At 71.2% G+C, this 23823-nt stretch carries 20 protein-coding genes; 7 read left to right on the top strand and 13 right to left on the bottom strand.

What is annotated here, in order from left to right:
• Positions 1-95: 95 nt before the first annotated feature.
• Together EHO50_RS02795 and EHO50_RS02790 are read right to left on the bottom strand one after the other, a co-directional pair.
• Positions 96-1247, bottom strand: a complete 1152-nt coding sequence (locus EHO50_RS02795; RefSeq protein WP_128428177.1) for a serine hydrolase domain-containing protein — start codon at positions 1245-1247, stop codon at positions 96-98.
• A complete protein-coding gene (locus EHO50_RS02790; RefSeq protein ID WP_128428176.1) occupies positions 1244-3841 on the bottom strand; it encodes a M14 family zinc carboxypeptidase in 2598 nt (865 codons plus the stop codon). Before EHO50_RS02790 ends, EHO50_RS02795 begins: the two co-directional genes overlap by 4 nt.
• Before the next feature lie 178 nt (positions 3842-4019).
• Here EHO50_RS02790 and EHO50_RS02785 point away from each other — a divergent pair, with 178 nt between their 5' ends.
• Positions 4020-4883 carry a hypothetical protein gene (locus EHO50_RS02785; RefSeq protein WP_128428175.1) on the top strand — a complete coding sequence of 288 codons (864 nt, stop codon included), beginning with the start codon at positions 4020-4022 and terminating at the stop codon, positions 4881-4883.
• 90 nt (positions 4884-4973) lie between these two features.
• Entirely contained in the window at positions 4974-5768 is a 795-nt protein-coding gene (locus EHO50_RS02780; protein WP_128428174.1) for an EI24 domain-containing protein, read from the top strand.
• On the opposite strand, the gene EHO50_RS02775 is transcribed toward EHO50_RS02780, so the two are convergent.
• Both EHO50_RS02775 and EHO50_RS02770 read right to left on the bottom strand, forming a co-directional pair.
• On the bottom strand, positions 5758-7050 hold the full coding sequence (locus EHO50_RS02775) for a pyroglutamyl-peptidase I (RefSeq protein ID WP_128428173.1): 1293 nt from the start codon (positions 7048-7050) through the stop codon (positions 5758-5760). The two genes, EHO50_RS02780 and EHO50_RS02775, sit on opposite strands and share 11 nt — an antisense overlap.
• An 87-nt stretch (positions 7051-7137) precedes the next feature.
• Complete coding sequence (locus tag EHO50_RS02770; protein ID WP_425472115.1) at positions 7138-8082, bottom strand: LysR family transcriptional regulator; 945 nt, start codon at positions 8080-8082, stop codon at positions 7138-7140.
• 50 nt (positions 8083-8132) lie between these two features.
• Here EHO50_RS02770 and EHO50_RS02765 point away from each other — a divergent pair, with 50 nt between their 5' ends.
• Positions 8133-8543 carry a RidA family protein gene (locus EHO50_RS02765; protein ID WP_128428171.1) on the top strand — a complete coding sequence of 137 codons (411 nt, stop codon included), beginning with the start codon at positions 8133-8135 and terminating at the stop codon, positions 8541-8543.
• 77 nt (positions 8544-8620) lie between these two features.
• Complete coding sequence (locus tag EHO50_RS02760; RefSeq protein ID WP_128428170.1) at positions 8621-11101, top strand: glycoside hydrolase family 3 protein; 2481 nt, start codon at positions 8621-8623, stop codon at positions 11099-11101.
• A gap of 101 nt (positions 11102-11202) precedes the next feature.
• On the opposite strand, the gene EHO50_RS02755 is transcribed toward EHO50_RS02760, so the two are convergent.
• Both EHO50_RS02755 and EHO50_RS02750 read right to left on the bottom strand, forming a co-directional pair.
• Positions 11203-12180 carry an aldose epimerase family protein gene (locus EHO50_RS02755; protein ID WP_128428169.1) on the bottom strand — a complete coding sequence of 326 codons (978 nt, stop codon included), beginning with the start codon at positions 12178-12180 and terminating at the stop codon, positions 11203-11205.
• Positions 12181-12190: 10 nt separating this feature from the next.
• Positions 12191-13081 (bottom strand): SGNH/GDSL hydrolase family protein, encoded by an 891-nt coding sequence (locus EHO50_RS02750; protein WP_128428168.1) that lies wholly within the window; start codon positions 13079-13081, stop codon positions 12191-12193.
• Between the two features lie 270 nt (positions 13082-13351).
• Between EHO50_RS02750 and EHO50_RS02745 the strand changes: the two genes are divergently transcribed.
• On the top strand, positions 13352-13846 hold the full coding sequence (locus EHO50_RS02745) for a DUF3145 domain-containing protein (protein WP_128428167.1): 495 nt from the start codon (positions 13352-13354) through the stop codon (positions 13844-13846).
• A gap of 145 nt (positions 13847-13991) precedes the next feature.
• Here the strand turns inward: EHO50_RS02745 and fabF are convergent, their stop codons facing one another.
• The 5 genes from fabF to fasR form a co-directional block, all read right to left on the bottom strand.
• Positions 13992-15263 carry a beta-ketoacyl-ACP synthase II gene (fabF, locus tag EHO50_RS02740; protein ID WP_128428166.1) on the bottom strand — a complete coding sequence of 424 codons (1272 nt, stop codon included), beginning with the start codon at positions 15261-15263 and terminating at the stop codon, positions 13992-13994.
• Positions 15264-15348: 85 nt separating this feature from the next.
• Complete coding sequence (locus EHO50_RS02735; RefSeq protein ID WP_128428165.1) at positions 15349-15597, bottom strand: acyl carrier protein; 249 nt, start codon at positions 15595-15597, stop codon at positions 15349-15351.
• A gap of 112 nt (positions 15598-15709) precedes the next feature.
• On the bottom strand, positions 15710-16711 hold the full coding sequence (locus EHO50_RS02730) for a ketoacyl-ACP synthase III (protein WP_128428164.1): 1002 nt from the start codon (positions 16709-16711) through the stop codon (positions 15710-15712).
• Positions 16712-16727: 16 nt separating this feature from the next.
• Positions 16728-17660, bottom strand: coding sequence for an ACP S-malonyltransferase (locus EHO50_RS02725; RefSeq protein ID WP_128428163.1), 933 nt, complete (start codon positions 17658-17660; stop codon positions 16728-16730).
• A gap of 89 nt (positions 17661-17749) precedes the next feature.
• Complete coding sequence (fasR, locus tag EHO50_RS02720) at positions 17750-18955, bottom strand: fatty acid biosynthesis transcriptional regulator FasR (RefSeq protein WP_128428162.1); 1206 nt, start codon at positions 18953-18955, stop codon at positions 17750-17752.
• A 495-nt stretch (positions 18956-19450) separates the two neighbouring features.
• On the opposite strand from fasR, the gene EHO50_RS02715 reads away from it, so the two are divergent.
• Positions 19451-20113 (top strand): pirin family protein, encoded by a 663-nt coding sequence (locus EHO50_RS02715; RefSeq protein WP_128428939.1) that lies wholly within the window; start codon positions 19451-19453, stop codon positions 20111-20113.
• 184 nt (positions 20114-20297) lie between these two features.
• Positions 20298-22466, top strand: a complete 2169-nt coding sequence (locus EHO50_RS02710; protein WP_425472114.1) for an MMPL family transporter — start codon at positions 20298-20300, stop codon at positions 22464-22466.
• Here the strand turns inward: EHO50_RS02710 and EHO50_RS02705 are convergent.
• Positions 22438-23253, bottom strand: a complete 816-nt coding sequence (locus EHO50_RS02705) for a serine hydrolase domain-containing protein (protein WP_128428160.1) — start codon at positions 23251-23253, stop codon at positions 22438-22440. The genes EHO50_RS02710 and EHO50_RS02705 overlap by 29 nt on opposite strands.
• Positions 23254-23272: 19 nt before the next feature.
• The gene (locus EHO50_RS02700) at positions 23273-23743 is read right to left on the bottom strand and encodes a GNAT family N-acetyltransferase (protein ID WP_128428159.1); all 471 of its coding nucleotides are present in this window, start codon (positions 23741-23743) and stop codon (positions 23273-23275) included.
• Between the last annotated feature and the right edge of the window lie 80 nt (positions 23744-23823).

Below are 23823 nucleotides of genomic sequence, written 5' to 3'. Positions count from 1 at the left end.
CCCATAGGGGCGCGGGGAACTGCGCGACCAGCCCCCACACGGCCGCACCCGCGATACGACCGAACCCCCCGAGCTACTAGGCGAGTTTTAGTCAGTCAGCCAGCCAGCGCCGCGCCATGCACCGCCCTCACCAACCGCTCGTTCTCCGGCGCCGCCCCGCCAGGGAAGGCGCAACGCCGCCGCGTGTAGCCGTAGGCGAGCCCGCTGCGCGGATCCGCGAACGCCTGCGAACCGCCCGCCCCGCTGTGGCCGAACGCCCCCGCACCCAGGAACGGGTACCACGTGTCGGAGACCGCCTGGAAGCCGAGCCCGAAGGACTTGTGGGTCCGGGCCACCAGGTCGTACCCGGTCGAGTGGATCTGGCCGACCTCGGCGATCGTGTCCGGCTTCAGCAGCGGCGGCCGCCCGTCGACCTCGCTGATCGCCGCCGCGTACATCCCGGCGAGCCCGCGCGCGGCCGCGACCCCGCCCGCCGACGCGGGCCCCTTCGCGCGCACCGTGCGGGAGTTGGCGTGGTCCACCAGCTCGCCCGGGTTCGGCACATGCGTGTTGAAGGCGATCGAGGCCAGCGTGTGCGGCCCCCTCGGTACCGAGTCCAGCACCGCCTGTTGCTCCGGCGTCGGCGCCATCGGCTGCACCGAGCGGTACCGGGGCTCCAGCTGCTCGGGCAGCCCGAGGTGGAAGTCCAGGCCGTACGGCGCCCGCACCCGCTCCTCGTACACCTCCTGGAGCGAACGGCCCGTGGCCCGCCGTACGATCTCACCGGTGAGCGCGCCGATGACGAGCGCGTGATAGCCGAACGCCGTGCCGGGGCGCCAGAACGGCCGCTGGTCCGCGAGCCGTTCGGCGATCGCGGCATCGTCGGCCAGCTCGTCCTCGGTGAACCCGGCGTCGAGCCCGATCAGCCCCGCACGGTGCGCGAGCAGATCGCGCAGCGTCAGCCCGCCCTTGCCCTCGGCTGCGAACTCCGGCCAGTAGTACGTCACTTTGCGGTCCAGCTCCAGCGTGCCGTCCTGCACGAGAAGCGCGACCACGAGGTGAGCGGCGCCCTTGGTGGACGAGAACACGCCGTAGAGGGAGTCGGCCTCGCAGCCGTCACCGGTCCACAGGTCGACGACCCTGCGGCCCCGCACATACGCGCACAACTGCCCCTCGTAGTCGGGCAGTTCGCTCGCCACGAACGCGGCGAACTCCTCGCGCACGCCCTCGAAGCCGTCCTCGACGGTCCCGTGGATCTCCTGCGTCATCCGCTCTCCTCACCTGAGCCGCTTGACTGTGCCATGGCGAACAACGCCCGTCCGACCTGGGCGAATTCCCCCTTCGGGTGATCGCGGAAGAGCGGCTCGGTGCCGAAGAGCACGGCCCGCGGTCCGCTGATCACCGAGGCCTGCCCCGCCGCGTCCCCGGGGCCGCCGGATCCGTCCTGCGAGGACCGCCAGTGCCCGGAGAGGAGCGGATTCCCGGTCGCGTACGCCTGCTCGACCCGCACTCCCGGCCCGAGGTCGGTGAACCACACGGGCGCGTACACGAAGCCGTGCTCCGGGGCGCCGGCCATCAGGACACCGCCCGAATTCACCACGCGTACGACCCCGTTGGCGTCCCCGTTGCCCTCGACCGGCTTCGCGGCCAGCAGCCCGGCCGCCGAGTTGAGCGCGGCCCCGGTGGCACCGCGGCCGACCAGGCCGTGTCCGTCGAGGAAGGCGTCCAGGGCCGTCCGGGCGCCGGCGTCCAGGTCGGCGAGGTCGAGCCCCGCCGACACGAACAGCACATCCACCGCCGACCAGTCGAACCCGGCGTTCAGCACCCGCGTCGAGACCGGCGTGACCTCGAAGTTCATCTCCCGCAACGCGAACAGCTCACCCGGCGTGACGGCCGCGGCCACGCGGGTGCGGTGCAGCGGGGCGGTGCCGGTGAGCTTCGTCGCGTGGAAGGCGACGTCGTACGCGAGGGCGGCCTCCGCGGCCTGCCGACGCGCCGAGCCCGGCACGATCGCGCTGCCGTCGGCCGCGCGGCGCACCTCGACGCCCTTGCGCAGCAGGGAGTTGAGTGCCGCGACCTCGTTCGGGTCGCCGAGCCCCAACCGCAGGTCGCCGCGTGGGGCGACGTACGCGACGGAGGCCGCCGTACGGACCGGGCGCAGGACACCGCCGTACGGCATACGCGGCAGGGTCTCCACCGCCGCGCCCCACAGCCGGCCGAGGCTCCAGCCCGAGATGTCGTACATCACCGAGACCTTGTCGCTGATGTCCCGCCCGTCCGCGAGCAGCACGTTCGCGAGGCCACGCTTGGGCTGGTGCATGTCGACGACGTACGAGCCCTTGGCGTACGTCCGTCCGCCCAGCCGGAAGGACTGGGACGCGCGGGTGACCCGTATGTCATTGGCGCGGAGGTGGTCGACGAGCCGGGCGGCGGCGGTGGCCGGGCGCTGGGTGCCGGCCGGGATGACGTACGCGCGCGGGAAGGCGGTCGTGTAGACGTCCTCGGGGCCGATACCGGGGACGCCGGGGACGGTCTGCGGTGACACCGGCACCTGCGCGGCGCCCGTGGCTCCCCGCCGGAAGACCTCGATCTGGTCGGCGACGAGCGAGGTGCGCTCGGACCGCACGAAGTCGAGGGTGGCGCGCAGGGCGGCCCCGGCGACGTCGACGTTGATCGCGGACCGGCGGCGCAGCTCGGTGACCGGCAGGGTGTTGTACGCGGTGTTGTTCACCGCCAGCGGGATCTCCACCGTGTGCGCGGCGACCGTGCCGTGGAAGGCCGCGTACTGCGGGGTGAAGATCGGCGGCCAGTCGTCCCAGCCCTCCTCCTGGTCCCGGAACGGGATCTGCGCGGGCTGTACGCCGTCCTTCGCGGGCGTGTAGCCGAGGCCGTTGACGGCGGACTCCATGCGGAGGGCGTTGGCGTAGGTGTTCTTCAGGAACAGGTCGTACTCGTAGTTCTCGCCGTGCGGGGGAGTGGTGGGCTCGATGAGGGTGCCGTTGACGTAGCCGTGCAGGTCGAGCATGACGGCCGGCTGCTTGGCGACCATGATCTGCCGCATCGCCCGCACCTCGGGCTGCGAGGCGGTGACGAAGTCCCGGTTCATGTCGAAGCCATTGGCGTTGGGGCGGGTGCCCGCGATACGGCCGTCCGGGTTGGCGGTGATGTTGAAGTACAGGCGGCTGTGGGAGAGCAGGTCGCGCGTGTCGGCGTCCTTGGCGGTGGCGAGCCGCTCGATGAGCTTCAGGGAGGCATCGGTGCCCTCCCACTCGTTGCCGTGGATGTTGTTGTTGAAGAAGACGGGCGTCTTGTAGGTCCGCTTGATCGCGGCGGACTTGGCGGCGACGGCGGGTGCGTTCTCGATGAGCTCGCGCATCCGTGCCTGTGTGCGGGCCTGACGGGCGGTCTCCGGGGCGGTGACGGTGACGAGGTAGAGCCGGTGCCCGCCGGCCGAGCGGCCCGCGACCTCGACGCTCACCCGGTCGCCGAGGGCCTGCAGGGAGTTCAGCTCGGGCGCGATGGCGTGGTACGGGGTGAGGCCGAGCTTGATGGACTTGTCGGCCGGGTTCTCTGGGTCGGGGGTGAGGACCTGCCGACGGGGGTAGCCGCGGCTGTCGTCCGCGACCGCCGCGGAGGCCGCATCGGCGGTGCCGAGGGCGCGCTGGGCGGCGCTCGTGGGCGTCAGCGCCGCTTGCTGGTCGAGCGCGGCCTCGCGATGGACCTGGGGGTGGAGCGAGGGGCGGGCCGGGGGCCCGGGTTCCGCACCGGCGGTGTGCGGGGTCAGGAGCAGGGAGCCCGCCGCGGTGAGGGTGAGGGCGGTGATCAGAACGGGTCTCGCAGGAACGGTTCTCGTCGTGCGCACGCGTACCTCCTCCGGAACATTCAAAGATCGGTACGGCGAGGTGTACCTGTTCGACTCAGCCGCAACAAGAGGGAGTTGGAGTCACGGACGGCCCGGATAGCCCGGATGGCCCATGCGAGCGCCTCCGGACGGGGCATGCTGAGAGCGGACCAGCGGCGGCAGGAGGCGAGCAAAGCCCATGGCAACGATCCCTTCGCTCCCCAGCAGGGACGACGTACTCCGCATGGCACGCAGCACCACCGACATCACCGGCCAACTCCTGGACACGGCCGGAAACATCACCCGCATCGCGATCAACACCTTCGACCCCAGGGACGGTTCCGGCGCCGAGGTCCTGCGCGTACTGCGGCAGACCACCGCCGAACTGGCCGAGGCGAGCGCCTCCCCGCAGGCCCAGGAGGCCTTCTACCGCATCGTCGAGACCCTCACCCGGCTCGGCACCAGCGGGGCGCCTCTCGCGGTCCACCCGGTGAGTGAACCGGCACAGGCCCTGCTGACCGTGCTCGGCGACAGCCTGCTCCCGGTGCTGGACGCGGTGGAGCCGGCGGTGGAGGAGTTCGCGGCGGCGCTCGGCGAGCTGGTCGAGGCGACCTCACCCCTGTTGCCGGCGACGGCGGGCGTGGCCGCGGGCGCCCTGCTCGCCCTGACCCCGCTGCTGCGCTCCACGGCGGAGGTCCTGCGCGAGTCGTCCCCCGAACTCCGCCGCATCGCCGACGCGTTGACCGCCGCGCTGGCGCCCTTGATGCCGCTGCAGGTGGCCCTCGCCGAACGCGCGGCCGCCGCCGGCGCCAACGCAGTCCGCGTGACGCTCCCACCCCTCGCCGACCTCACGGAGGCAGCGGCGGCGACCACGAAGGCGGCCCGGCCGGTACTCATAGCCGGGGAGGAGCTGGTGGTCTCCGCGCTGGAACAGGTCCAGCCCCTGCTCCTCGCGACCGCGACCAGGGCCGGGAAGGTGGCCAGGGCGGCGGCGGTACGGGTCTCGGCGGCGGTGTCGCCTGCGGCGGAGCGGGGGGTTGTGGTGACGGTGACCCCGGTGTGAGGGATGCGGTGGGGTGATCGGGGGGCGCGGTGACCCGGCGCCGAAGTGACCGTGACTCGGGTGTGACAAGCCCCGACTAGAGTTCCCGTCATGCGCGATCTTGGGACCGGGTTCAGGTATCTCCTCAGGGGCCAGCGGTGGGTGGCCCGGCACGGCAAACAGTACGAGTTCGGGCTGATCCCGGGCCTGATCGCCCTGTTGCTCTACGCGGCCGCACTGGTCGCGCTCGCGATCTGGGGCGAGGACTTCGTGTCCTGGTCGACACCGTTCGCCGACGACTGGTCGAGCCCCTGGCAGGGCCTGTTCCGCGGTTTCCTCACCGCGGTCCTGTTCGCCCTGGGCCTGCTCCTCTCGGTCGTCACCTTCACCGCCGTGACGCTCCTGATCGGCCAGCCCTTCTACGAGAGCCTCTCCGAGAAGGTCGACCGCGACGTCTCCCCGGACGGCACGGCCCCCGAGTCCGGCCTGCCGCTCTGGCGCGAGCTGTGGATCTCGGGCCGCGACAGTCTGCGGATCGTGCTGCGTGCCGCACTCTGGGGCGTGCTGCTCTTCGCCCTCGGGTTCATCCCGGTCGTCGGCCAGACGGTCGTACCGGTGATCGGTGTCGTCATCACCGGCTTCTTCCTCACCGAGGAGCTCACGGCGGTCGCCCTCCAGCGCCGCCGCGTCGAACTCCGCGACCGCCTGACCGTGCTCCGCTCCCGCAAGACCCTCGTGTGGGGCTTCGGCACGCCCCTCGCCGCTGCCTTCCTGGTGCCGTTCGTCGCGGTGTTCCTGATGCCGGGCGCGGTCGCGGGCGCCACCCTCATGGCGCGGGAGCTGCTGGGCGAGGAGACCCAGGAGGAAGCGGCGCCCGCGCCCGACGGAGAGACCGTCAACTGGTGACCGGGCTGCCCGCCGCCACCTTCAGGATCGTCCGCACCTGGGCGATGATGTCCAGCCGGTTGCGCACGAACTCGGGGTCGGTCACCGACCCCGTCGCCGGGTCCGTGTTGCCCGCCCCGAACTGCAGCACCGGCGTGTGCACATGCCCGCCCGGCAGCACGTCGTGCAGCCCCAGCCGGTCCCGGAGCAGCGTCGCCCGGTAGGCGATCTCGTTGGACAGATAGTCCCCGCCGCCCCCGGCCCGCGCGCTCGACCCGGGCGTCGGCCCGTCGGGGCGTACGACGGCCTGCGTGCCGCCCGCCGGGATCTCGGTCACGCTCGTGTTGTCGTACACGGGGAAGCGCCCGGTGTCCGCGGCGACGATCTCCTCGTACGGCAGGGTCGTCGACGTCCACTGCGGCTGCGAGGCCGGGTCGGCGACGGGGATGGTCTCGGTGCGGGAGACGTTCTCGTTGTCCCCGAAGCCGCCCCGCCAGGCCCCGTTGGTCCGCTCGACGTCGAACCGCCCGACGCGCCCCTGGCTCACGGTCGTGAACAGATCGACCTGCCTCAGATACGGCCGCAGCGTCCGCTCCACCGTGCCGTCGGCGAAGTCCCGCCAGCGCACCGGGAACACGGCGGTCTCCACCCGCGCCGGACCGTCCGCCGTCTCGATCACCGTGCCGTCCAGTGCGAGCGCGGTGGCCCCGGACGGGTTGGAGATACGGATGTCCCGGTCGAGGGTGAAGGGATCGAACCCGGTGACCAGGATCCGCCGGATGCCCTTCCCCTGCGCGATGGGGGTCCCCCCGCTCGAGCGAAGCCGAGAGTGGGGGACGATGTCCGTCTGACCGCGCGAGCCCCGCTCCAACGCATCCAGCAGCGCGGCCCGCTGGGTCTCGCTCAGCGCGAACTCCGGCTGCCACGTCCGCACGTCCCGCGTCATCGACAGCCGCGCCCAGTACAGCGGCCGATCGTCGTCCCGGCTCAGATCCCCGCCCGTCGGCCCCCGCCCCTGCGCCCGTTCGACGGCCCTCCGCCACAGCGCCGATCCCTCGCGTACGACGATGCGGCGGGCCTGGGCGTAGGAGCTCGCGGCATCGAGATCGCGGGCGAACTCCGTTGCCGGGGCGTCGAATCCGGAGCGGCGCAGGATCTCCTGGGGGACCGTCCTGTCGAGGCGCTGTTCCTCGACGGTCGGCGCGGGCGCCGCTTCGGAGGCGGCAGCCCCGGCCGTGGGAGCCGAGAGGCCTGCCAGCAGGGCCAGTCCGAGGACGCCGATGCGAACGCGTATGGAATTCAAGGGAGTTCCGGTCCTTCCGTCACGGTGGGGGGTGAGACAGAGCATGCGTCGGGCGGGACGCCGGAAGTATCGCGTGACGGGAGTGGTCTACGCCATGGCGTGGGGCATCTTCGCCGCCGCCTCCCGCAGTACCGCCAGGAATTCCGCCCCGGCCGGCGACAGCGACCGCCCCCGCGCCGTCGCCGCGTACACCGCCCGCGCCGGCCCGCCCTCGTCGAGCACCGGCACCAGACACACATCGGGACGCACGGACCCGGCGGCCAACGCCGGGACCAGGGCAACCCCGAGGCCTGCGGCGACGTACCCCTGCTTGGCGGTCCACTCGCCGACGACGTGCGCGACCCGCGGCCGGAAGCCCTGCCGCAGGGCCGCGTCGAGGAGGGTGCCCTCGGGGCGGGAACTGCCGGAGATCCAGTCGGCGTCGGCCAGTCGACCGAGCCGTACGGGGCCCTTGTGGCGGGCGAGGGGGTGGGCGGTGTGGACGGCGACGTACAGGGACTCGTCGAGGAGGTGATGGAGTTCGTACGCCTCCAGCGGGGCGTGGCCCGTGGTCGAGACGACCGCGAGGTCGAGATGGCCGGCGGTCAGGCGTTCCAGGAGCACGGGGGTGAGGCCTTCCTCGCGGGTCACGTGGACGCGTGAGTGGCGGGTACGGAAGACGGCCAACGCCTGCGGCACCAGCCCGGCGTCGGCCGTGGCGAAGGCGCCGAACCGCAACCGCCCGCCGCTGACCTCGCGCAGGGCGGTGAGTTCGCGCACGGCGTCGTGGAGCGACTCGGCCACGGCCTCGGCATGCGGCACGAGGATCCGCCCGGCCTCGGTGAGACGCACACCGCGCGGAAGCCGGTCGAACAGCGGGGCGCCGCCCAACGCCCCCTCCAGTGTGGAGATCTGGCGGGACACCGCTGACTGCGTCCACCCGAGGGTGCGGGCGGCGCCGGTGAAGGAGCCGTGCCGGGCGACTTCCAGGAACGCCCTCAGCCACACGGTGGACACCTCGGGGAACTCATGCTGCTTCGGCATGGCAGCCATGCTGGACATTCGCTTGTCGCATCTCAAGTACGGGACCTAGCGTCGACGGCATGCAGATCACCATCGACAACCCGCCTTCTGCGCCCCAGCCCCTCAGCCCGTACTACTCCCAGGTCGCCCGAGTCGAACACGCCGATGGCAGCGCCCTGTTGTTCCTCTCCGGGCAGATCGCGCAGGGCGCCACCGTCGCCGAGCAGACCCGCGGCATCTTCGAGACGATCGCGGCCCTGCTCGCGGCCCACGGCGCGACCCTGGCGGACGTCATCAACATCCGCACCTGCCTCACCGACATCGGCACGCTGGACGAATACGGCACCGTGCGGCGGCAGTTCCTCACCGGCACCCCGCCCACCAGCATGACCTTCGAGGTGCCGAGGCTCTTCCGGCCGGAGGCCCTCGTGGAGGTGGAGGTCGTCGCCGCTCTCGCGGACGTGGGTGCTCGCCGGGGGTTCCTCAATTGATGGTTGCGGTTTCGAGTCCTTCGCGGTGACCTAGGAAGCATTGAGACGTGTAAGTGACTCAGCGAGGAGGCACCGCGATGGCGGGAACCCGCACCCAGGCCGATGCAGCACGTGAGGCGGTCGTCGAGGCCGCCCTCGCCGGGCTCGACCTCGACGCGAAGGCACGGCTGCTCTCCGGCCAGGACATGTGGACGCTGCCCGCGCTCCCCGAGGTCGGCCTGAAGTCCCTCGTCATGTCCGACGGCCCGATCGGCGTCCGGGGTGTGCGCTGGACCGCCGACGACCCGTCCGTCGCGCTGCCCTCGCCCACCGCCCTCGCCGCCACCTGGGACCCCGAACTCGCCCGCAGGGCAGGGGTGCTGCTCGCCCAGGAGTCCCGCCGCAAGGGCGTCCATGTGCTGCTCGCCCCGACCGTCAATCTCCATCGTTCCCCGCTCGGCGGGCGGCACTTCGAGGCGTACAGCGAGGACCCGTACCTGACGGGCACGATCGGCGCGGGCTATGTGAACGGCGTCCAGTCCGGCGGCGTCGGCACCACCGTCAAGCACTTCGTCGCCAACGACGCCGAGACCGACCGCTTCACGGTGAACAACACCGTCAGCGAACGTGCCCTGCGCGAGCTGTACCTGGCACCCTTCGAGATCATCGTCGAGAACGCCCACCCCTGGGGCATCATGACCGCCTACAACACGGTCAACGGCACGACGATGACCGAGCACCACTACCTCGTGAACGAGGTTCTGCGCGGCGAATGGGGCTTCGACGGCTACAACGTCTCCGACTGGCTGGCCGCCCGGTCGACCGTCGGCGCGATCGAGGGCGGCCTCGACGTCGCGATGCCCGGCCCGCAGACGGTGTACGGCCCGGCCCTCGCCCAAGCCGTACGGGACGGGAAGGTGGCCGAGGCCAAGGTCGACGACGCCGTGCGCAACGTCCTGCGGCTCGCCGCCCGCGTCGGGATCCTGAAGGGTGCCGAACCGGTCGTCACCGAGCTCCCCGAGACCGTCGACGGCAGCGCACTGGCCCGCGAGATCGCCCGCCGCTCCTTCGTCCTGGTCCGCAACCAGGGCGGCGCCCTCCCCCTGCGACCGAACGGCACGGTCGCACTCATCGGCGCCGCCGCCCGCGACGCCCGCGTCCTCGGCGGCGGCTCCGCCACCGTCTTCCCCGCCGGGATCGTCTCCCCGCTCGACGGCCTCACCGCCGCCCTCCCCGAAGGCACCCTCACCTACGCCGTCGGCGCCGACCCGAACAGCGAACTCTCCGTCTTCGACACCGCCTTCGAACTGCGCGCCGTGTGCCGGGACCCCGACGGCAACGTCATCGGCTCCGACTCCGCGCCGGGCGGCCAGCTCAAGTGGATGGGTCCGTCGGCCCTGCCCGAGGGCGTCACCCACGAGCGGCTGCACACCGTCCAGCTGACCGGCACCTTCACCCCGCGCGAGAGCGGCTCGCACACCTTCGGCATCCAGGGCATCGGCACCTTCACGCTCACCATCGGCGGCACGACGTACTTCGACGACGTCCAGACCCCACCGAAGGACGACCCCTTCATCACCTTCTTCGGCGAGCCCACGCCCCGCGCCGAGGCCGAACTGACCGCCGGCGAACCGGTCGAGGTCTCCCTCACCTACCTCGTCGAACACATCGAAGACACCCCGATGCAGGCGGTCATCTTCGCCCTCGCCCACCAGGACCCGCCGCGCGACCCCGACGAACTGATCGCCGAGGCTGTCGAGGCCGCCCGGAACGCCGACACGGCCGTCGTCGTGGTCGCGACCACGGAGCGCGTCGAGTCCGAGGGCTTCGACCGCACGGACCTGACGCTGCCCGGCCGGCAGGACGACCTGGTCCGCGCCGTCGCCGCCGCCAACCCCCACACCGTTGTGGTCGTCAACTCCGGCTCCCCGGTGGAGCTGCCGTGGCGCGAGGACGTCGCCGCCGTCCTGCTGAGCTGGTTCCCCGGCCAGGAGGGCGGCGCGGCCCTGGCGGACGTCCTCACCGGCACGCACGAGCCGGGCGGCCGACTGCCCACCACCTGGGGCTCCCTGACCGACGCACCGGTCAGCCAGGTCGCTCCGTCCAACGGCGAACTCCCTTACACCGAGGGCGTCTTCATCGGCTACCGCGCCTGGGAGAAGGAGGGCAGGACCCCGACGTACCCCTTCGGGCACGGCCTCGGCTACACCGACTGGACGTACGAGTCCGTCAAGGTCGAGGGGACCGTCGAGGGGAACGAGGGGGCCGAGGGGACAGAGGGGGCCACGGTCACGGTCCGCGTCCGCAACTCCGGCGCGCGTGCGGGGCGCGAGGTCGTGCAGGTCTACCTCGCGCCGACCGAGCCCGGCGCCGACCGGCCCGCGCGCCTGCTGGCCGGTTTCGCGGGGGTGGAGGCGGGGCCGGAGGAGACGGTCGAGGCGGTGGTCGAAGTGCCACGCCGTGCCTTCGAGACGTGGGACGAGAAGACCAATGCGTGGACCTTTGTGAAGGGTTCGTACGAGATCCAGGCCGGTCGCTCGATCTCCGACCGTCGAGTGGTGGCGACCATTAACGTCTGATCCGGGAGAAGTACCCAGGAACAGCCCCGGTCCAGGACCCTGACACCTGGACCGGGGCTCGTTTTGTCACGGTGGGGCCGGTGCCCGCCGAGGCGAGTGGCTCAGCGCACCGAGAAGCCGTACACCGTCTCCGAGCGGAACACCTCGCCCGGGCGCAGCACGGTGCTCGGGAACTCCGGCCGGTTCGGGGAGTCGGGGAAGTGCTGGGTCTCCAGCGCGATGCCGTCGCCCGGGGCGAAGGGCTCGCTCAGATGGTCGGCGGTGTAGAGCTGGAGGCCGGGCTCGGTGGTCGCCACCGACAGCGCCCGCCCGGTCGACGGGTCATACAGCTCGGCGACCTCCTCCGCGCCCGCCGTCACCCCCTTGTCGAGCACGAAGTTGTGGTCGTACCCGGCGCCGACCTTCCGCGGCTCGCGGAAGTCGAAGCGGGTGCCCGCGACCTCGTCCAGGGAGCCGGTCGGAATGAGGTCCGCGTCGACCGGGGTGAACCGGGATGCGGCCAGCCGCAGTTCATGACCGCCCGCGTTACCGGACTCGGCCCCGGCGAGGTTGAAGTAGCTGTGGTTGGTCGGATTCACCACGGTCGGCGCGTCCGTCACCGCCTCGTACGCGATCCGCAGCGCACCGTCGGCCTCCAGGGTGTACGTCGCCGAGACCTCCAGCCGCCCCGGGAAGCCCTCCTCACCATGCGGGCTGACCCTGCTGAGCCGCACACCGTGCTCGACCGGCGTCACCTCCCACACGCGCTTGTCGAACCCGCGCTCGCCGCCGTGCAGGGAGTTGGGCGCGTTGTTGGGATCGAGCGCGTACGTCAGGCCGTCCAGCGGGAACCGGCCGCCCGCGATCCGGTTGGCGTACCGCCCGATGAGGGCGCCCAAATAGGGCCCCGGGTGGGACAGATAACCGTCCAGGTCGGCGAAGCCCAGCACCACGTTCGCCGCCCGCCCGTCCCGGTCCGGCACCTCCAGCGACTGCACGATGCCGCCGTACGACAGGACGCGTACCCGTACGCCCGCGCGCTCCAGGGTCCAGCGCTGCACCGGAGTGCCGTCGGAAAGTGTGCCGAAGTGTTCGCTCATGCGCGAAACACTAGTTCGTGACCGCCCGGTAGGCGATCTCGGCCAGCCGCGCCTGACCGTTCACACTCGGGTGGAACCAGTCCCACTGGCTCAGCTGCTCGGCGCCGAAGCGGAACTCGTACACCGCGCCGCCGTCGAACCGGCACCGCCGGTCCTTCGCACACACCTGCTCCAGCACCTTGTTGTACGCCTCGACCCGCTCCTGCACGGTCTCGCGCCGCTGGTTCGCCGTCGTGGTGAGGGAGTCGGGGTCCCTCAGCATGGAGGGGCAGATACCCAGCCCCCACACCTGCTTGCTCAGCGGATTCGTACGGCCCTGCTCCCACAGCCGCATCAGATCCGGCACGCTCGCGACATACACCTGGGCCTTCGGCAGCGCGTCCCGCAGCGTGCCCATGGCGTCCTCGAACTGCGTGCGGAAGTCGGCCACCGAGGTCATCGCGTCGGCCGTGTCGCGGCAGGCGTCGTTCGCCCCCGCCATCACCGCCACCAACTCCGGCTCACGCCTCACCGCCTGGGCCATCTGCCCGGCCACGTCCGCCATCCGCGCCCCGGTCACGGCGTAGTTCCAGCTGTGCCGGGCCGCCTTCGCCTTCCCCAGCAGCCGTACGGCGAGACTGTCGACCTTGGCACTGCTGCCGGTCGCCCAGGAGACCTCGGGGCAGTCCGACAGGACCGTACAGGCGTCGAAACCGGTCGTGATGGAGTCGCCCACGGCCGCGATCGAGGCGGGGCTGCGATCCCAGGCCGGGGTCGGCCTGGGTGACGGGCGCGCGCTCTGCGTGTCGGTGCCGGACGGGGCCGGGGAGTTGCCCCCGACGGCGTCACAACCGGCCACGCCCAGCACAGCCGCGGTCACGGCGGCGAAGACAGCGCGCGCAACGTGCCGTCGCTTCCGCATGCCCCGGTCCATCCCCTCGTTCGGCCCCGTCATGGTTGACCCGTCATGGTGTCCAACCAATAACAACGCACGAGGGTTCCCGCCCGTCTCATGCAACGGCTCACACCCGTACAAGCGTCCTGGCGGGTGAATGGCAGGCGTTTCGCGGCACCGGGACCGACGGTACGTCACACTCCTTGCGCCGCCGCACGGTAGCCTCGCCATCAACGTGGCTGCCCGGCCACTGCCGTCCGCCAGTTCGCAAGATGTCCGCTCTGCCCGGAGGTCCCGGTGACGACACGTGGAGTTCTGTACGTGCACTCCGCGCCGCGCGCGCTGTGCCCGCACGTCGAGTGGGCCGTCGCCGGGGTGCTAGGCACGCGCGTCAACCTCGACTGGATCCGGCAGCCCGCCGCGCCGGGCACCTGGCGCTCGGAGTTCTCCTGGCAGGGCGAGGCAGGCACGGCGTCCAAGCTGGCGTCCGCCCTGCGCGGCTGGCACCTGCTCCGCTTCGAGGTGACGGCCGAGCCCTGCGCCACCGCCGAGGGCGAGCGCTACAGCTGCACCCCCGACCTGGGCATCTTCCACGCGGTCACCGGCATCCACGGCGACATCCTGATCCCGGAGGACCGGTTGAGGGCGGCCCTGGCGCGTTCGCAGCGCGGCGAGACCGAGTTGGAGGCGGAAATCGCAAAGCTCCTCGGCAAGCCGTGGGACGACGAACTCGAGCCCTTCAGGTACGCAGGCGAGGGCGCCCCGGTCCGCTGGCTCCACCAGGTCGTCTAGAGAGACCTGGGCGGCGGTCTTTTAGGGGCGCGGGGAACTGCGCGACCAGCCCAAGGCGGCCCGCACCCGGCCGAAATCAGGTTCACCAACGGCGAATGGCCCGAACTCTTCCCAGAGTCCGGGCCATCTTCAGTCAAAGCCGATCTCAGATCGTCCTGAACGCCAGCACCACGTTGTGCCCACCGAACCCGAACGAGTCGTTCAGCGCAGCGATCCGGCCCTCGACGGGCAGCTTCCGAGCCTCACCACGGACGACGTCGGCATTCGCCTCGGCCTCGGGGTCGAGGTTCTCGACGTTGATGGTCGGCGGAGCCACCCGGTGGTACAGCGCGAGCACGGTCGCGACCGTCTCCACACCACCGGCACCACCCAGCAGATGCCCGGTCATCGACTTCGTAGCGGACACAGCCATGTGGTCCGCATCGTCACCGAACACCTTCCGCAGCGCCTTGAGCTCGGCGATGTCACCGGCCGGCGTCGACGTCGCGTGCGCGTTGACGTGCACGATCTCCGACGGGTCCAGATCCGTTCGCTCCAGCAGGTTCTGCAGGGCGTGGCTGATGCCCCGACCCTCCGGCTCGGGCTGCACGATGTCGTGGCCGTCGGCGGAGATGCCCTGTCCGACCGCCTCGGCGTACACGCGGGCACCGCGCTTCGCCGCGTGCTCGGCGGACTCCAGGACGACGACACCGGCGCCCTCACCGAGGACGAAGCCGTCGCGGGCGACGTCGTAGGGACGCGACGCGCCCTGCGGGTCGTCGTTGTTCTTGGACATCGCCATCATGTTGCCGAACGCGGCGATCGGCAGCGGATGGATCGCCGCCTCCGTGCCACCCGCGACGACGATGTCGGCGCGGCCCGTGCGGATCATCTCGATGGCGTAGCCGATGGCCTCGGCACCCGACGCACACGCGGAGACCGGCGTGTGCACGCCCGCCCGGGCGCCCACGGCCAGACCCACGTTGGCGGAGGGGCTGTTCGGCATCAGCATGGGGACGGTGTGCGGGGAGACGCGGCGGACGCCCTTCTCCTTGAGCACGTCGTACTGGTCGAGCAGGGTCGTCACGCCACCGATGCCGGAAGCGATGACCGCACCGAGGCGGTCGGGGTCGACGGTCGGGTCCTCGCCGGCCCTCGCCTCGAACCCGGCGTCCTTCCAGGCCTCCTGGGCGGCGATCAGCGCGAACTGCGCCGAGCGGTCCAGTCGGCGGGCCTGCGGCCGCGGGATGACCTCGGTCGGCTCCACGGCGACCGGCGCCGCGATACGGACCGCCTGCTCGGCGGCCCAGTCCTGCTCCAGGGGCTTGACGCCGGAACGTCCGGCGATCAGGCCCTCCCAGGTAGAGGCTGCGTCGCCACCCAGCGGTGTGGTTGCGCCGATACCGGTGACGACCACGGTGCGATTGGTCGGGCTCACGGGAATTCTTTCTCCAACGGAATGGGGATTCAGCGGCGCCACCGCCGGGTGGCGGGGCAGTCAGCCCAAAGGCCTGATCGGTGGATCAGCCCTGGTGCTTGAGGATGTAGTTGGTCGCGTCGCCGACCGTCTTGAGGTTCTTGACGTCCTCGTCCGGGATCTTGACGTCGAAACGCTCTTCGGCGGCGACGACGACCTCGACCATGGACAGCGAGTCGACGTCCAGGTCGTCGGTGAAGGACTTGTCCAGCTGGACGTCCTCAACCGGGATGCCGGCGATCTCGTTCACGATGTCGGCGAGACCGGCGACGATCTCTTCCTGAGTGGCGGCCATCTTGGCGCTCCTTCGTTGTTGTTCAGGGTTGATCAGAGGGTTTTGCGCCCGCCGCGGCAGCGGCAGGTGGTGCTGGTTCCCGTGCCGGATCGCATGATCCGGCACGGAGTGCCTAGGGGAGAGTAACGACCGTGGCGGCGTAAACGAGACCCGCCCCGAATCCGATGACGAGCGCGGTGTCGCCGCTCTTCGCCTCACCGGTCGCCAGGAGCCGCTCCATCGCGAGCGGGATCGAGGCGGCCGAGGTGTTGCCGGTGGTGCGCACATCGCGGGCGACCGTGACGTGCTCCGGCAGCTTGAGAGTCTTCACCATCGAGTCGATGATCCGCTCGTTGGCCTGGTGCGGAATGAAGACGTCCAGCTCGTCCGGGGTGATTCCGGCCGCGTCCAGCGCCTGCTGGGCGACCTTCGCCATCTCGAACACGGCCCAGCGGAACACCGCCTGGCCCTCCTGCGTGATCGCAGGGAACTTGTCGACCTCGCCGGTGCGGTAGTCCGTCCACGGCACCGTCTGCTTGATCGTCTCGGACTTGTCGCCCTCGGAGCCCCAGACGGTGGGGCCGATGGCCGGCTCCTGGGACGGGCCCACGATGACCGCGCCGGCGCCGTCGCCGAACAGGAAGGCCGTCGCCCGGTCCTCCAGATCGGTGAGGTCGGACAGTCGCTCGACGCCGATGACGAGGACGTACTCCGCCGAGCCCTCGACGATCATGCCCTTGGCGAGGGTGAGGGCGTAGCCGAAGCCCGCGCAGCCGGCCGAGATGTCGAAGGCGGCGGCCTTGTTCGTGCCGAGCTTGTCGGCGATCTCGGTGGCGACGGCCGGGGTCTGCTTGAAGTGCGAGACGGTCGAGACGATCACGCCGCCGATCTGCTGGGCGGAGATCCCGGCGTCGGCGATCGCCTTGCCGGACGCCTCGATCGACATCGCGGCGACCGTCTCCTCGTCGTTCGCCCAGTGCCGCGTCTCGATGCCGGAGCGCGAACGGATCCACTCGTCGGACGAGTCGATCGTCTCCAGGATCACCTCGTTGGGCACGACCCGGGTCGGGCGGTAGCCGCCGACACCGAGGATGCGCGCGTACGGGGCGCCCTTGCTGGGCTTCAGCTTCGCCATGCTCTAGCGCTCCTTGTCAGGCACTGTGCTCTGCGATGAGCTCGCGAGCCGCGTCGAGGTCGTCGGGGGTCTTCAGCGCGAGGGTCTTCACACCGGGCAGCGCGCGCTTGGCCAGACCGGTCAGCGTGCCGCCCGGGCAGATCTCGATCAGGGCCGTCACACCGAGCTCCTTGAAGGTCTCCATGCACAGGTCCCAGCGGACCGGGTTGGCGACCTGGCCGACGAGGCGCTCCAGCACCTCGGCGCCGCTGGTGACCACCTTGCCGTCCTTGTTGGAGACGTAGGTGAGCTGCGGGTCGGCGGGGACGAGCTCCTTGGCGGCCTCGGCCAGCTTCTCGACGGCGGGGCCCATGTGATGCGTGTGGAAGGCGCCGGCGACCTTCAGCGGGACGACCTTGCGCACACCCTCGGGCTTGTCCTCGTTCAGCGCGGCGAGCTGCTCCATGGTGCCCGCGGCCACGATCTGGCCGGCGCCGTTGATGTTCGCCGGGGTCAGGCCGAGCTTCTCCAGGTGCGCGATGCTCACCTCGGGGTCGCCGCCGAGCAGCGCCGACATGCCGGTCTCGGTGATCGCGGCGGCCTCGGCCATGGCCAGGCCACGGGCGCGGACCAGCCGGACGGTCTCCTCGTCCGGGAGCACCCGGGCAAGCCCGGCGGCGGTCAGCTCACCGACGCTGTGGCCGGCGATCGCGCCGACCTTCCGGGGCAGTTCCGACGGGTCGTCGAAGAGCATGGCCGCGGAGGCCAGCCCGGCCGCCACCAGCAGCGGCTGCGCCACCGCGGTGTCGCGGATCTCCTCCGCGTCGCCCTCGGTGCCATAACGGACGAGGTCGAGCTGCACGGCGTCGGACCATGCCTCGATGGCACCGCGGACACCGGGGAGTTCGAGCCAGGGGGTCAGGAAGCCGGGCGTCTGGGCGCCCTGGCCGGGAGCGACGAGTACGAGCACTCTCACACTCTCTCTTGGGGACGGCCAGCGCCGCCCGTGGGGACAAGGACGAAGAACACGAGGGGGTTTTGTGGGCCCCCGACAAAAGCCTAGAGCTGGAGATCGCCGTCGACCAGACGCCCCAGGATCAGCGCGATGCGCAAAGTAAACGCGGAGCGTACATCGGAAGGCGACCAGCCGGTGACGTCAGTCACACGTCGAAGCCGGTAGCGCACGGTGTTGGGATGCACGAAGAGCATCCGTGCCGCGCCCTCCAGACTGCTCGCCTGTTCGAGATAGACGGAGAGCGTCTCCAGGAGAGCCGACCCGGCCTCCTCCAGCGGTCTGTAGATCTCCTCCACCAGCTGCTCGCGCGCACTCGGATCCCCCGCTATGGCACGCTCCGGAAGCAGATCGTCCGCGAGCACCGGCCGCGGGGCGTCCTGCCAGGCGGAACACGCCTTCAGCCCGGCGGCCGCGGCCTGCGCGGACCGGGTGGCGGCGAGCAGATCGGGTACGACGGGCCCCGCGACGACCGGCCCGGCGGCGTACGGTCCGATCAGCGACTTGGCGACGGCGATCGGATTGTCACTGCCCCCCGCGATGACGACCAGCCGGTCCCCGAGCACCCCCGTCAGCACCTGCAGCTTGGCGTGCCGGGCGGCCCGCCGGATGGCCTCCACGGTCAGCTCGCTGTCCCCGTCGGGCGCCGTGCCGAGGACGACGCAGACGTGCTCGGGGGAGTTCCAGCCGAGCGCGGCGGCACGGCTGACCGCCCCCTCGTCGGCCTCGCCGCTGAGCACGGCGTTCACGACGAGCGACTCCAGCCGGGCGTCCCAGGCACCGCGAGCCTCGGCGGCCTGGGCGTAGACCTGGGCCGTGGCGAAGGCGATCTCACGGGCGTACACCAGCAGGGCTTCGCGGAGGACGCTCTCGTCGCCCGGCGCCGCGACCTCGTCGATGGCCGACTCCATGACCTCGATGGTCGTACGCACCATCTCCACGGTCTGGCGGAGGGTGATGGCGCGGGTCAGCTCGCGCGGTGCGGTCCCGAAGACGTCGGTGGAGATCGCCTGGGGCGCGTCGGGATGCCGGAACCACTCGGTGAAGGCGGCGATACCGGCCTGGGCGACGAGACCGATCCAGGAACGGTTCTCCGGGGGCATGGCCCGGTACCACGGCAGCGTCTCGTCCATCCGCGCGATGGCCTGCGCGGCGAGAGAACCGGAGGACTTCTCGAGCCGCTTCAGGGTCGCGGAGTGCGGGTGGACGGCGTGCGCGGCGGCTTCGGACTTACGGGATTCGGGTTCGGGCACGGGGACAAGACTGCCTTATCGGGACGGGGGTGCGTGCCAGAGGGTTGTGATGTGCCCCGTTGCTCGGTCGGCTGTGCAGTGCCTTTTGCGGCTTTTGCAGCTGGGGTGCCGAATTTCTGGCTCGGTCGCCTGCGGGGCGCTCCAGCCGGTGTCGAGAGGGCGAACGCGCGGAGGCCCGAAGGGTCGAGCACGATCGCCCTCTCGACACCGGCGCGCCCCTCCGGCTCCCTCGCGGCCGGTGTCGTCGGACCCGTGGAGGTTGGTGGGCTCTTGCCCGGTGCCATGGCGGACGGGGGTGCACCTCCAGCCCGTCCGGCGTTTGAGGACGAGGCCTTTCGGGCCGACAGCGGGGTCTGGGGCGGCAGCCCCAGCGGGGTGGAAGGGGCGGAGCCCCTTCAAGGGACGGGACGGGTAGGGGCGGCGGGGGCGAGGAAATGAACCGGAGGGCTTCGGCGTCGGGGTCCGGCTGTCCGGCAGGGATACCGTGGGGGCGTGATGGACGTACGGCGCGCCGCGGAGCGCTATCCCGGAGGGGATCCGGCAGCGGGCATCGAGTCACGCCACGCCTTCTCCTTCGGCCCGCACTACGATCCCGACAACCTCCGCTTCGGCGCGATGATCGCCTGTAACGAGGAGCGGCTCGCCCCCGGCGCCGGCTTCGACGAGCACCCCCACAGCCATACCGAGATCGTGACGTGGGTGGTCGAGGGCGAACTCACCCACAGGGACTCGACCGGCCACGAGACCCGGGTCGGCCCCGGTGACGTGCAGCGGCTGAGCTCGGCGGGCGGCGTGCGGCACGTGGAGCGCAACGACGCGGGCAGCCCCCTGACCTTCATCCAGACCTGGCTGGCCCCGCTGTCGCCGGGCGGCGACCCGTCGTACGAGATCGTCCACGGCATCGCGGACTCGACGCCGTACGCCGTCCCGGAGGCGGGCGCGATGCTCCACGTACGGCGTCTGGGGGTGGGGGAACGGACTGCGGTGCCGGACGGGGCGTATGTGTATGTGCATGTCGTGCGCGGTGAAGTGCGCCTGGGTGGCGAGGAGTTGAGCGCCGGGGACGCGGTGCGTATCGCGGATGCCGAGGGCGTGGAGGCGGTGGGGGTGAGCGCGGCGGAGCTGCTGGTCTGGGAGATGGCCCCGCCGGCCCGTTAGGCGTGGTGTCCGAGATGCCGGAGTGGTTCAAGAGGCGTCCAATGGAGGGGTCGGACACTCGCTCGGCAGGGAAGAGCCGGGGCCATGGCCAGACGCGCAGGTGCACGCGAAGGTGCAGGGGGGGCGGGGTAAGGCTCCGAAGGGGGTTCTGCGACGACTGGGTGAGTGGTGTGCCCACCACTTCGTGATCGTGATCGTCGCCTGGCTGGTCGCCCTGGGCGCGCTGCAGGCCCTGAACCACATCCACGGCGGGACCTACTCCGACGACTTCGCCCTCTCGAACGTCCAGTCCGAGGACGGCCTCGACGTGCTGAAGCAGCACGATCCGCAGGCCGGGGGCTACAGCAGCCAGATCGTCATGCACGACGACGACAAGGCCCTGACCTCGCTCGGCTCGCAGATGTCGACCACCGTCGCCGACCTGCAGAAACTGCCGCACGTCCTGGCCGTGCAGAACCCGCTGGACGCGACCTCCTCGAAGGTCGGGCCGGTGTCGTCGGACGGAAAGACCGCCTACATCACCATCCGCTTCGACGAGCAGCCGTCCCTCCTCGGTGACAGCTACCTCGACGGGGTCGACGCCGCCGTGCAGCCGCTCAGGGCCGCAGGTGCCGATGTCGAGTACGGCGGATCGCTCGGCGAGCTGGCGCGGCCCGAGGCCGACGACCGGGTGAGCGAGCTGATCGGGTTCGCGGTCGCCATCGTGGTCCTGCTCATCGGCTTCGGCAGTGTGATCGCCGCCTGCCTGCCCCTGATCACCGCCCTGATCGGCGTGGTCGGCGGGCTGGCCTGCCTCGGGCTGCTCGCGATCGCGTTCCCCTTCGCCACGGTGTCGCCCACCCTCGCCACGATGATCGGCCTCGGCGTCGGCATCGACTACGCCCTGTTCCTCATCACCCGTCACCGGCAGAAGCTCATGGACGGCGCGGACCCGGTGCACGCCGCCGGCCAGGCCACCGCCACCAGCGGACGCGCGGTGCTGGTGTCCGGTACGACGGTGGTCGTCGCCCTCATGGGCCTGTGGGTGTCCGGCGTGAGTTTCATCGGCAAACTGGGCGTCGCCGCGGCCGTCACGGTCGTCTCGGCCGTCCTGGGCGCGCTGACCCTGGTCCCGGCCCTGCTGGGGCTGATCGGCCGCAACGTCGACCGCTACCACCTGCGCAAGCCCGTCGCCGAGACCGACGCCGAGGGCGATGCGTCCCAGGGCACCTGGCACCGCTACGCCCAGCGCGTGGAGCGCCATCCGCTGCGGTATCTGAGCGCGGGCGTCGTCACCGTCGCGGTGCTGGCCATCCCCCTCTTCTCGATCCAGCTCGGCCACATCGGCGACGGCGCCGACCCCACGTCCTTCACCGACCGGCGCGCCTACGACCTGATGACCGACGCGTTCGGCCCCGGCTCCAACGGGCCCCTCACCATCGTCATCGACCAGACCTCCGTACCGGACTCCCAGCGCTCCGACCTCGCCTCGAAGGCCCAGCAGGCCCTGAACGACGAGTCCGGAACCTCCTTCGTGACGCCGCTGACGCCGACGCAGGACGGGGACGTCCTGCTCGGCACCGTCTACTCGGCGAAGTCCCCGCAGAGCGCGGACACCACCGACCTCACCAACCGGCTCGTCGACGACACCCTGCCCCAGGCGGTCTCCGGCACCGACGCCAAGGGCTATGCCACCGGGACGACGGCCGCGCAGGTCGACTTCCGCGACATCGTCGCGAGCCGGCTGCCGCTGATCATCTGCGTCGTGGTGGGGCTGGCCTTCCTGATCATCCTCGCGGTCTTCCGCGGCCTGCTCGTCGCCGTCAAGGCGGCCGTCCTCAACGTGCTGTCGATCGCCGCCTCGTACGGCGTCGTCGTCGCCGTCTTCCAGTGGGGCTGGGGCGGGCCCGCGCTGGGCGTCAACGGCAAGGTGCCCATCGAGAGCTATGTGCCGATGATGATGTTCGCCATCATCTTCGGGCTGAGCATGGACTACGAGATCTTCCTGCTCTCCCGGGTGCACGAGGCCTGGCTGCGCACCGGGGACGCGAAGGCCTCGGTCGCCCATGCGCTGGAGATCACCGCGCGGGTCATCACCTGCGCCGCACTGATCATGGTCAGCGTCTTCGCGGCCTTCATCGTCAGCGACAACATCGTGGTGAAGATGCTGGGGCTCGGCCTCGCCGTCAGCGTGCTCATCGACGCCACGGTGGTGCGCCTGCTCATGGTGCCCGCCGTGATGACGCTGCTGGGCCGGCACGCCTGGTGGACGCCCCGGTGGCTGGACCGGATCATGCCGCACATCGACGCCGAGGGGGAGGCCGACACCCTCGGGGCGGGGCAGGCTACAGCTGGGCGAGCACCGCGTCCGTGAACCCCGGCCACGCCTCGACCGCCCACGGCCCGAACGCCCGGTCCGTCAGCGCCACGCAGGCCGCGCGCGCGTCCGGGTCGATCCACAGGAACGTACCCGACTGCCCGAAGTGCCCGAAGGTGCGCGGCGAGGACGAAGAGCCCGTCCAGTGCGGGGACTTGCCGTCACGGATCTCGAAGCCGAGCCCCCAGTCGTTGGGGTTCTGATGCCCGTACCCCGGCAGCACGCCCTTCGTCCCCGGGTACTGCACGGTCATCGCGTCGGCGACCGTCCGCGGGTCCAGCAGCCGCGGCGCCTGCACCTCTGCCGCGAACCGCAGCAGATCCTCGACCGTGGAGACCCCGTCCTTGGCCGGGGAGCCCTCCAGCGAGGTGGCCGTCATGCCCAGCGGCTCCAGCACCGCCTGCCGCAGATACTCCGCGAACGGAATGTCCGTCGCCTTGGCGATGTGGTCCCCGAGCTGCTCGAACCCGGCGTTGGAGTACAGCCGCCGCTCGCCGGGCGGGGCCGTCACCCGGTGCTCGTCGAAGGCCAGCCCCGAGGTGTGCGCGAGCAGATGCCGCACCGTCGAGCCCTGCGGCCCGGCCGGCTCGTCCAGCTCGACCGCGCCCTCCTCGTAGGCGACCAGCACCGCGTACGCGGCCAGCGGCTTGGTGACCGAGGCCAGCGGGAAACGGTGCCCGACGGGGCCGTGGGTGCCGAGGACCGTGCCGTCGGCTCGTACGACACCTGCGGCAGCGGTGGGAACCGGCCAGTTCTCGATCAGTGCGAGGCTCTGCAAGGACATGCCTGTGAGCCTAAGCCGCTCACAGGTGCAGCCGCATCGAGGGGTCCGGGTCCCGGGTGAAGCCCATCGACGTGTACAGCGGTTCGGCGTCGGCGGACGCGGTGAGCATGACGTATCCGGCGCCCCGTTCACGGAACCAGTCCAGCAGCTCCGCCATGCACGCGCGCGCGTACCCGCGGCGCCGCGCGTCCGGGTCGGTGGCGACGCTGAACACGTACCCGATGGTCCCGTGCGGATTGCCGGCCCGCCCGATGCGGTACTCCAGCGTGCCCACGACCAGCGCCGCGAGCGCGCCCGGCCGCTCCGGATGGTCGACGACGAACGCCGCGAGGTCGCCGTCCGGCTCGGTCAGTCGGCCGAGCAGGGTCGGCAGCGCCTCGGCATGCCAGTCCGTGGCACCGGCCGTCGGAGCCATCGAGTCGATCATCACCTGACGCAGCCGCAGCACTTCGGCGGCGTCCTCGGGCAGGGCACGGCGTACGAGACTCATGTCCCGCACGCTAACCAGGGCGATCACATCATGTCCCGTGGTTTTCTTACCGTTTCCGCTTGCTTGGAGCGCACTCCAAG

It is taken from the genome of Streptomyces cyaneus (assembly GCF_004028635.1).
In the GTDB taxonomy this organism is placed as follows: domain Bacteria; phylum Actinomycetota; class Actinomycetes; order Streptomycetales; family Streptomycetaceae; genus Streptomyces; species Streptomyces cyaneus.
Note: the sequence above shows the minus strand (reverse complement) of the source record. Positions and strands in the feature narration are given on the sequence as shown.